General features: G+C 67.4%; 10 protein-coding genes and 2 pseudogenes. 8 read left to right on the top strand and 4 right to left on the bottom strand.

The annotated features are described in order from the left end of the window. Window positions 1–119 precede the first annotated feature (119 nt). Complete coding sequence (locus tag ACIOHC_RS42640) at window positions 120–590, top strand: cytochrome c oxidase assembly protein (RefSeq protein WP_401846794.1); 471 nt, start codon at window positions 120–122, stop codon at window positions 588–590. Window positions 591–777: 187 nt separating this feature from the next. After that, complete coding sequence (locus ACIOHC_RS42635; protein ID WP_351085816.1) at window positions 778–1,242, top strand: hypothetical protein; 465 nt, start codon at window positions 778–780, stop codon at window positions 1,240–1,242. A gap of 808 nt (window positions 1,243–2,050) precedes the next feature. Here the strand turns inward: ACIOHC_RS42635 and ACIOHC_RS42630 are convergent. Further along, the gene (locus ACIOHC_RS42630) at window positions 2,051–2,464 is read right to left on the bottom strand and encodes a hypothetical protein (RefSeq protein ID WP_351085817.1); all 414 of its coding nucleotides are present in this window, start codon (window positions 2,462–2,464) and stop codon (window positions 2,051–2,053) included. A gap of 136 nt (window positions 2,465–2,600) precedes the next feature. Between ACIOHC_RS42630 and ACIOHC_RS42625 the strand changes: the two genes are divergently transcribed. After that, window positions 2,601–3,545, top strand: coding sequence for an SDR family NAD(P)-dependent oxidoreductase (locus tag ACIOHC_RS42625; protein WP_351085819.1), 945 nt, complete (start codon window positions 2,601–2,603; stop codon window positions 3,543–3,545). Next, window positions 3,542–4,147: a TetR/AcrR family transcriptional regulator gene (locus ACIOHC_RS42620; RefSeq protein ID WP_365694228.1), complete on the top strand. Its 606-nt coding sequence runs from the start codon at window positions 3,542–3,544 to the stop codon at window positions 4,145–4,147. Before ACIOHC_RS42625 ends, ACIOHC_RS42620 begins: the two co-directional genes overlap by 4 nt. Before the next feature lie 143 nt (window positions 4,148–4,290). On the opposite strand, the gene ACIOHC_RS42615 is transcribed toward ACIOHC_RS42620, so the two are convergent. After that, the gene (locus tag ACIOHC_RS42615; RefSeq protein ID WP_351085823.1) at window positions 4,291–4,491 is read right to left on the bottom strand and encodes an IS3 family transposase; all 201 of its coding nucleotides are present in this window, start codon (window positions 4,489–4,491) and stop codon (window positions 4,291–4,293) included. Window positions 4,492–4,507: 16 nt separating this feature from the next. Next, window positions 4,508–4,747 (bottom strand): annotated as a pseudogene (locus ACIOHC_RS42610) (transposase); the annotation flags it as partial. 358 nt (window positions 4,748–5,105) lie between these two features. On the opposite strand from ACIOHC_RS42610, the gene ACIOHC_RS42605 reads away from it, so the two are divergent. The 3 genes and pseudogenes from ACIOHC_RS42605 to ACIOHC_RS42595 all read left to right on the top strand — a co-directional run. After that, on the top strand, window positions 5,106–5,567 hold the full coding sequence (locus tag ACIOHC_RS42605) for a MarR family transcriptional regulator (RefSeq protein WP_351085825.1): 462 nt from the start codon (window positions 5,106–5,108) through the stop codon (window positions 5,565–5,567). A gap of 185 nt (window positions 5,568–5,752) precedes the next feature. Further along, window positions 5,753–6,274, top strand: coding sequence for a transposase (locus ACIOHC_RS42600; protein ID WP_365694230.1), 522 nt, complete (start codon window positions 5,753–5,755; stop codon window positions 6,272–6,274). Window positions 6,275–6,675: 401 nt separating this feature from the next. Next, window positions 6,676–7,247: pseudogene (locus ACIOHC_RS42595) on the top strand (transposase); the annotation flags it as partial. A gap of 28 nt (window positions 7,248–7,275) precedes the next feature. Here the strand turns inward: ACIOHC_RS42595 and ACIOHC_RS42590 are convergent. Next, window positions 7,276–7,707: a transposase family protein gene (locus tag ACIOHC_RS42590; protein ID WP_401846795.1), complete on the bottom strand. Its 432-nt coding sequence runs from the start codon at window positions 7,705–7,707 to the stop codon at window positions 7,276–7,278. 323 nt (window positions 7,708–8,030) lie between these two features. Between ACIOHC_RS42590 and ACIOHC_RS42585 the strand changes: the two genes are divergently transcribed. Next, window positions 8,031–8,219: a transposase gene (locus tag ACIOHC_RS42585; protein ID WP_389638162.1), complete on the top strand. Its 189-nt coding sequence runs from the start codon at window positions 8,031–8,033 to the stop codon at window positions 8,217–8,219. Window positions 8,220–8,339: the final 120 nt, after the last annotated feature.

The raw sequence follows: 8,339 nt of genomic DNA, 5'->3' as shown, positions 1-8,339 counted from the left end.
CCACCCCCCAGGCCATCCGTTCGACAGGGGGACACAGTCATACCGGGCCCGGAGGCCGGCGGTCCCGTTGCAGGACCGCGAAAAAGATAACGGGGTTCTCGTCCTGGACGCTCGACCCGGTGGCTCTGCCCACCGTGGTCCTACTCGGCGGGCTGTACGTCGCGGGAGTGGCCCGACGGGTGAGGTCCGGGCAGCGCTGGTCGGCGACCAGGACCCTGGCTTTCGCGCTGCTCGGGCTCGGCATGCTCGTGGTGGCAACCATGTCGTCGCTCGCCGTCTACGACCGGGTGCTGTTCTGGCCGGCTGCGGTGCAGAACATCCTGCTCGACCTGCTGGTCCCGCTGGGCAGTGGTGGCGCGCGGAGCGGGACAAGACCGCCGAGCTGGACGCGCGCCTCGACCGCGAGCTCACCCCCGTTGCCGGATCCGCTCCGGCGGACCCGGCCGCCAACCACCGAGCCGGACGCTCCCACGCCCGCACCGGAAGCCGCGCCGACCTCCGTCGCAGCCGGGACCCCCCGGGCTCCGGAGCGGTTCCGCCCCTGGTGGGAGACCGACCAGGGCGAGGTAGGCCAGCGTATGCGCCGATGAAAGGGCCGTTCACGGGCCCAGCCAAGGAACGGAGTCATGCCAATGTAGGCGAGGAAGTAATCGCAGCGGCGACCATAAGTCTGCCAGCCAAAACGTCTTTCACATGACGCTCGATTTCGGGCGCCTGAGTAATAGGAATGGCAATGTTCGTCATACGTAATTCACGATCGGCGAAGCGCACTGAATCATGACCAAGATCCTTCTTTCTCTCCATGTCCTGGCTGCCATCATCGCGATCGGCCCCGTATCCGTTGCCGCCAGCATGTTCCCGCCGGCTGCCCGCCGTGCCGGGGCAAGCGAGTCGGACACCTCCACGGCGGCTACGATCCAACTCCTCCACCGAATCTGCCGGGTCTACGCCGGCATCGGTCTGGCTGTCCCGGTACTGGGGTTCGCCACTGCCTCGTACATGGGCGTTCTCGGGAGTGCATGGTTGATCGCATCGATCATCTTGACCGCGGCGGCGGCCGGCATCCTCGTCGTCCTCGTACTGCCCAGCCAAGACAAGCTCCTCGCGCACATCACCACCAACGGCACCATCGAGCGATCACACACTGCCCAACTAGCCATGTATACCGGCTTTTTCAACCTGCTGTGGGCAGCAGTCACTGTGTTGATGGTCGTCCGTCCCGGCTCCACCACGGGAGTGTGAACATGGACCGCAACCGCACCCCCCTAAAGGTTGCGGCCCTGGTCGAACTCATCTCCCTGGCAATTCTCCTGATAAATCTCGCCACGGTACAGAATGCGTCCGTTGCATCCTTGACTGGCCCAATCCACGGATGCGGGTATTTGGCTGCAATCGGCAGCGTGTTGCGCGATCCACTGAAGCGAGGTGCAATCGTCGTTCTGGCTTTCATTCCTGGCGTAGGAGCTACTCTCGCTCTGAGGCAGCTCTCCTCTGCCGACAAGTCAATTGCGTCCGTCTGCGGCTGACTGTGCAGCAGCAGCCACTGTTTCGCTCCATCGGTCCGGGCGGCGACTCCGGTAAGATCCGAGTCAACTGCAGACCCTCTTTATGAGGGCTCTGTGAAATTACACCTGGGCAGTGTTCGTGAGCGGAGCTTCGGCTATCTTCCGCCGTTGGATGCCGATCTCGCGGGCGGCGGTCACCGCGTCGCGCTCGGCCTACGTGGCCTCCGCGATCCGCGTGTGTGCCGCACGCACCGCAGGTTGCGGCGTCTCCAGGGGCAGCTCCGTCTGCTGCGGCCGTCGGCTCGAGCACGTCTGCACGTGGGGCATGAACCGGTGCTCCCACCTGGCGGGCGGTTCTGCACCAGCCGCATCGAGGGAGCGCGACTTCCACGTGCAGGGTCGTCCCGGTAGCAGGCCTGGTTGCTCTGGTCGTCCGGCTTGCCGTCGACCAGGAGCCACTTGCCGTTCCGGGTCACCGTCCACAGGACGTCCTTGTGGCAGTCGGGGCAGGGGCGCAGCTCGCGCGGGATGGGAATCACCAGCGGTCACCCGGCCCCGCCCGGACGTTCGACCACGGCGCGGTCCGGCACGTAGTCGCCGCGGCCGAGCGGCTTGGACCACAGCCGCCCCTCGAAATGGCCACTGCAGCCGCCCCAACCGCACAGGCAGCCCTTCGCGGGGGCGGGCGGGGGTGGGCGGTCACCGGGCATCGGCGCCTCCCCCGCAACCGTCCCGGCCTGACGGGTCACCCAGATCAGCATCGTGACGTGCGGCCGCGTCACAACGTCGCCGAGCCGCATGTCCGGGCTGACCACGTGCTCGTCGGAGTCGTCCGACCGCACGCCCACCGTGAGGACCTGGCCCTTGCGCTTATTGTCGGTCAGCCCGTCGATCGCCGCCTTGAAGCTCGGGTACCAGTTCGCGGGGTCCCGCACACGCCTCGTGGCCGGGGAGTACACGCCGCGGATGTAGATCCGTTCGAGCCTGGGAATGCGGGCGGCGTGTCAGCTGCGGTTTCGTCGCTCGATGTGGAAGTGAGTCATGGCATGTTACGGTACTGAGTACCATTTGGAACTCGATGCCGAGGAGTCGGCCATGGATAGCCGGACCATCGTGTTGACCGGAGTGACCCGCGGTTTCGGCCGCGAGTCCGTCGAGTTGCTGATCCGGGAACGGCCGCAGGACCACTACGTCGTGCTGGCTCGCCGCGGCGGCGAACGCCTCGCTGCGGAACTCGCCGAGGCCACCGGCGCTTCCGGGGTCACAGGCGTGGACTGTGACCTCGCTTCGCTCGCCGAGATCAGGCGGGCGGTGGAGGAGATTCTGCGTGGGCTCGACACCGGGTACCTGCCGCCGCTCGGTGGCTATCTCGGCAACGCCGGCCTGACGGTCACGACGACCGAGAAACGCACCACGGACGGGTACGAGATGACCTTCGGGGTCAATGTGCTGTCCCACTACCTGCTCGTCAGGGAGCTGCTGCCCCGGTTTACCGGTCCGGGCTGGATCGTGCTTACCTCGAGCGACTGCCACTTCGGGCAGTTCCGCTACACGCTCGGCGCCACGCCGCCGCCGCGCTGGGAGACGCCGGAACTACTGGCCACGCCTCGTGCCGGTGGCGCGCGGGAGGCCGGGCGGGCGTACGCGACCAGCAAACTCGGCGTCATCTACCTGACCCACGCGCTGGCCCGCCGCCTGCCCGAGAGCGTCGGTGTCTACTCCTACAACCCGGCGCTCGTCGCGGGCACCGATTTCTTCCGCCACGCCCCGGGGCCCGTGCGGGGCGTGCTCAACGGATTCTTCCAGCTTCAGCGATTCCTCGGCCGGGGCATGACGCCGCAGCAGGCGGGCGCGCGGCTCGCTGAGACGATCCTGACCGGGCTGACCGCCCGGACCGGGTCCTACCTCGATCGCGGCCGCAACGTGCCGTCGTCGCCAGAGTCGCACGACGAGGCCCGCGAGGAGGAGCTGTGGCGCGAGGCCGCCCGCCTCGTCGACGCTGACCGCCGGGCGGGACGGGCGGATATCCTGGCCGAATGAGCGCGAACAAGTTTCCGGTGGAGTCATTGCGGGACCGCAAACGCCGCCAGACCCGGGAACGGATCATCGAGACAGCCTTCGCGCTCTTCATGGAGCGGGGGTTCGATGTCGTCACCGTGGACGAGATCGCCCAGCGGGCCGAGATCGGCCGCACCACCTTCTTCCGCTACTTCGGCGACAAGCAGGAAGTCGTCTTCGCCGCCGAGGACGACTTCCTGCGCGCGCTCACCGCGGCCATGCGCGATGCGCCCACCGAGCCGCTCCAGGATCTCGCGCAGGCACTGGCCACATCTCGGCGACTGCTGCTCGCGATCTGCACCGAGGCCGCCCGCAACCCCGGCCACTATGCGGTTTACCACCGTCTGGTCAAGCAGCACCCCGAGCTCGAAGACCGCCACACCCGCAAGACCCGGCACTATGCCGACCTCCTCGAGAAACACCTGATCGACCACGGCACCCCGCCGGCCACCGCCGTCCTCGCCGCCCAGTTGACCGTCGCCTGCTACCAGGCGGCGTGGCGCCTCGGCAGCCACGACGCGACGGCGGTGCTCCACGAGGCGAATGACGCCTTCGACCTCCTGCTGGCCACCACCGCCGCATGACCGGCGGACTGGCCTTCGCTCGGCCGGGACATGCGCAACCTCGCGGCGGCTCGACCACCAGTCCAGCACTCGGGCAGATACAGTTCCCGATCAATCAGCCGAAACTCCGCCACTGTCAGTCCCCTCCGAACGTGGAGACCTTCCTATGCAACCAGCCCCTCGGTGAGGCTGGCTCGGTGGTCGTGTTCGTAGTCGATCAGGCTCTTGAAGCCGCACACGCTGTGTAGCCGCCGCGCGTTGTAGAAGTCGGTGATCCAGGTGGCGATCCTGATCCGGGCCTCGGCACGGGTGGCGAAAGTGTGCCGGTGGACGTACTCGCCCTTGAGCACGCTGTTGAACGTCACTCCCGCCGCCCGGCGCGGTACCCGCGCGACGGGCCCGCGATACCCAACTGGCCAGCGTGGTCTCGTTGATCGCCAGATCCTTCGCGACCTCGGCGACGGCCTTGCCGGTCTCGGTGACGATCCGTACGTCCCCCTCGCGGAACTCCGCATCAATCTTCGTCGCTTGTCTGCCATGACTCCCAACTTCTCCTGCAGTCACGGTCTCCACGCTACGAGGGGAGGGACACGCGGTGGCCTGCCCTTGTTCAGGGAGCATTCAGCGATTGCGGATGCACGCCCCGGGCAGACACCCGCGCGTTCACGACCCTCGACCGGCTACACCACTTCGTGGGACACCATCGGGTAGCGGGATGGACGTGCCATGAGATGAGACCTGTACTCGTGATGGCAACACTCTGAGCTCAGGTTTGATAGCGCTGTGTGGGCGTGCGCGGTGACACGGAGAGGGGCCCAGGTGGGCGGGACGTTGGTAAAGCGTCCTTGAGGAGACGAGGCCATACGGTCGACCTGCTTGTTCCGATACGGTGGGAGTGCTCCGACATGGCCAGGGAAGGAAGACGTGAATGGCAGACTCAGGGGACGCCAGCTCGGCACGATACCCACTGGGTCCAACGATGACCATGATCCTCCAGGGGCGTTTTTTGGAAGGACGGGTAGAGGACTCACTGAAGGGCATCGGCCTGTCCCTGCGACGCCTGGGCCTCTTGGGGCACCTGCGACATGATCCAGGCATCTCGTTCAGCGCACTGGCGCGGCGAGCGGGGATCAAAGTGCAGAGCCTGCATCCGATCATCGACGCGCTAATCTCTGACGGATACGTCACTACCGTCGGGAGTGGGGGGCAGGGCCGCGCAGCGGTGATAGAGCTGACGGACCGCGGCGTGAAGGTGCTCGAGCGGGCAACCCAGTTGATCGCGGACTACGATCATGAGGTGTTCGCCGAGGACGAGTGGAAGGACCTAGGTACAGCGTTTACTCGTTTGGGGGAGGCGTTGTGGCGCGAGCGTATGGCCTCATCCGGTGGAGTGACCGCTCCGGTGGCGACCCCCGTTGCCGGGCGTCCTTCCCGAGGCTGACGTCTTCTCTGGGTCCGTGGGAGCTTCCTTTGCTTGGAAGTGGTTGTTCGGCCATGCTCTGAGCTTGACTCTGTCGGTGATCTTGGGGTTTCCCAGTGCGCGAGCGTGATCGGCGGGCATGCTCGGGCTGTTTCGCAGGCCGATACAGCTGCCGAGGTGGGCGTTGTCGCTCCATCCCCGCTCCGGTGAGCAAGTCCGCCTCTGACCGCCCAGATCGCACGGGCAAGCAATCCGGCCGGTACGACGGCGATGGGGGTCAGAGGCCGCTGGACGGGTTGTGGTGCGACGAGGACTTCGCCGACTGGTACCCGCGCGACGGGCGTGCGGTCCTCTCGCCCGCCCAGCTGGCCACCGTCTGTGTGCTGCAGTTCCTGCTCGGTCTGTCGGACCGGCAGGCAGCGGAAGCGGTCCGCTGCCGCATCGATTTCAAGTACGCCATGGCCATGGAGCTGGAGGATCCCGGCTTCCACCACAGCGTGCTGGCCGACTTCCGCGAGCGCGTCGCGCGGGACGACCGCGCCGACCGACTCCTGGATCTGGTGCTCGCCCGTCTCAAGGAGGCCGGCCTCGTGGGCGAGCGCACCACGCAGCGCACCGACTCCACCCACGTCCCGGCCGCGGTGCGCGACCTGACCCGGCTGGAACTGGTCACGAGGCGGTCCGTGCCGCGCTTGAAGAAGTGGACCGCACGGCTGGGCATCTGCTGATCGGCCTGGTCGACGAGGACTGGGGGCGCCGCTATGGCCGTCCGGTCCGCCTGGGCAAGAACCCCACCCGGCCCAAGACCAGGATCCTCGCCGCCGGCAACGACGTCTGCCGACTACTGGAACGCCTCCACCGGCACGGACCGGGCTACCGTCCCGGCCCGCAGGCCGAGGCCCTGCGGCAGATCGTGGCGCAGAACTACTACCGCGACGCGGCACGCCGCCTGCGCTGGCGCACCACCGACGACGGCGGTCTGCCGCCCTCCTCCTCGGCAATCGTCTCCCCCTACGACACCACGGCACGCTATGCCCGTCACGGGCACATCATCAGTTGGAAGGGGTTCGCCGCGCATGTCACCGAGACGTGTGCCTCCGACAGCGCCAACGTGATCACGGACGTGGGCATGCGCCGCTGCCGCCGCGGAACGACGGCCAGGCCCTGCCCGGCATCCACACCCGCCTGGCTCGCCGCACTGCTGCCCGCCGAGCACCTGGTCGACGGCGGCTACACCTCCCTGGTCCACCTGGAACGAGCCGCCCGCGAACACCAGATAGCCGTCAGCGGGCCGCTGCCGGGCAACCCCACCCGCCAGCACCGCAAGAACGAAGGCTTCGACGGCGACGACTTCCACATCTACTTCGACCACCGACAGGTCACCTGCCCCCAGGGCCAGGTCAGCGCGGGCTGGCACGGCCCCTACCCGACGTCCTCGCCCACCGCGGCACCCCTGATCGTGGCCCGGTTCACCAAGAGCCAGTGCCAGCCGTGTCCGCACCGCCCTCGGTGCACCAGTTCCCGCGACCGCGCCCGGAACGTGGGCTTCCCTCCACGCGAACTCCGCGACCTGCAAGTCCGCGTCCGCACCGAGCAGCAGACACCCGAGGGAAGGCCCGCTACGCGGTCCGCTCCGGCGTGGAGGGCACCATCAACGAGTTCGCCCACGGACACGGCATGCGCCGCTGCCGCTACCAAGGACAGCCGAAAGCCCACCTGCAACACGTCCTCACAGCCATCGCCGTGAACATCGAACGACTCGGCACTCGGGCAGTGCCCCAGGAAACCCCTTCACCGAGACCACCGACCGCCTTCCAGACCTTCCTGGACCAGAACGAGATCCCTCGGTCAAAGTCCTGGCGAACCCTCGGCAGCTGAGCCCGACTGTCCAAGATCCCCGACTGTGAGGACGAGGCGGCACCCAGCTGCGGGTGCCGGACCTGATGATCCGGCGGACGGTCGCCGTGCTCGGCGCGACACGGATGGCGAACACGCTGGTGGTGCGGGGACCGAGCCGGGTGAGAGCCTCCTGCGGAGCGTTCCTGGCCCACTGGCCGATCGCGGCGAACGAACGCGCTCCGGCCAGCACGGCTGAGCACGCGATGAGCAGTACGCTCACGAACGGGTGACGCTTCCCGCGCCGGTGCCGCGGATCCGCCAGTGTGGCCAGTCGCTGCGGCAGTCCCGGCAGTGCGCGGTGCTGACAAGCCGTTTCTCAACCGGTGTTGGAACGTGCTCGAACAGGGTTCCTGGTCAGGTGATCTTTTGGTGGGCGGGGCATGAAGGCAGGGCCTCTTGGTAGCTCGGGGGTGCGATCCCATCCGAGCGGTTCCAGGAGGCCCTGTTGTCGCAGTTGTACGCGCCCGACCCCGTTGCCTTCAGCTCGCCCCCTCCATCGTGTGATTGCCTCGTGCACGTGTACGAGAACGCGGCTGATCACCCTGATCGGGTGCGCCGGTATCCCTCGGACATGACGGATGCGGAGTGGGCGGCGGTGCGTCCGTTCTGCCGGCTCCGGCCTGGCTGGAGGGCAAGGGCGGGCAGCCCGAAGGCTACTGCCACCGCTGGATGATCGACGCGATCCGCTACCTGGTCACGGGCGGGATTTCCTGGCGTGCGATGCCCGCGGACTTCCCGGCCTGGGGCCGGGTCTATGCCTTCTGTGCGCCGTGAGGCGCTTCGTTGTATCCCCGACTCACTCGGGAGGAACTTGGAGGAATGTTTCTGGGTCGCCTGACTTACCTGGAGGCGAAAGCCGATGGGGACAACAGCATGTCAGGAAAGCGGTGGCCG

Origin of the sequence: Streptomyces sp. NPDC088252, assembly GCF_044740965.1 — a bacterium.
GTDB lineage: Bacteria > Actinomycetota > Actinomycetes > Streptomycetales > Streptomycetaceae > Streptomyces.
The sequence above is the reverse complement of the archived record's forward strand: the minus strand, read 5'-3'. Positions and strand labels throughout refer to the sequence as shown.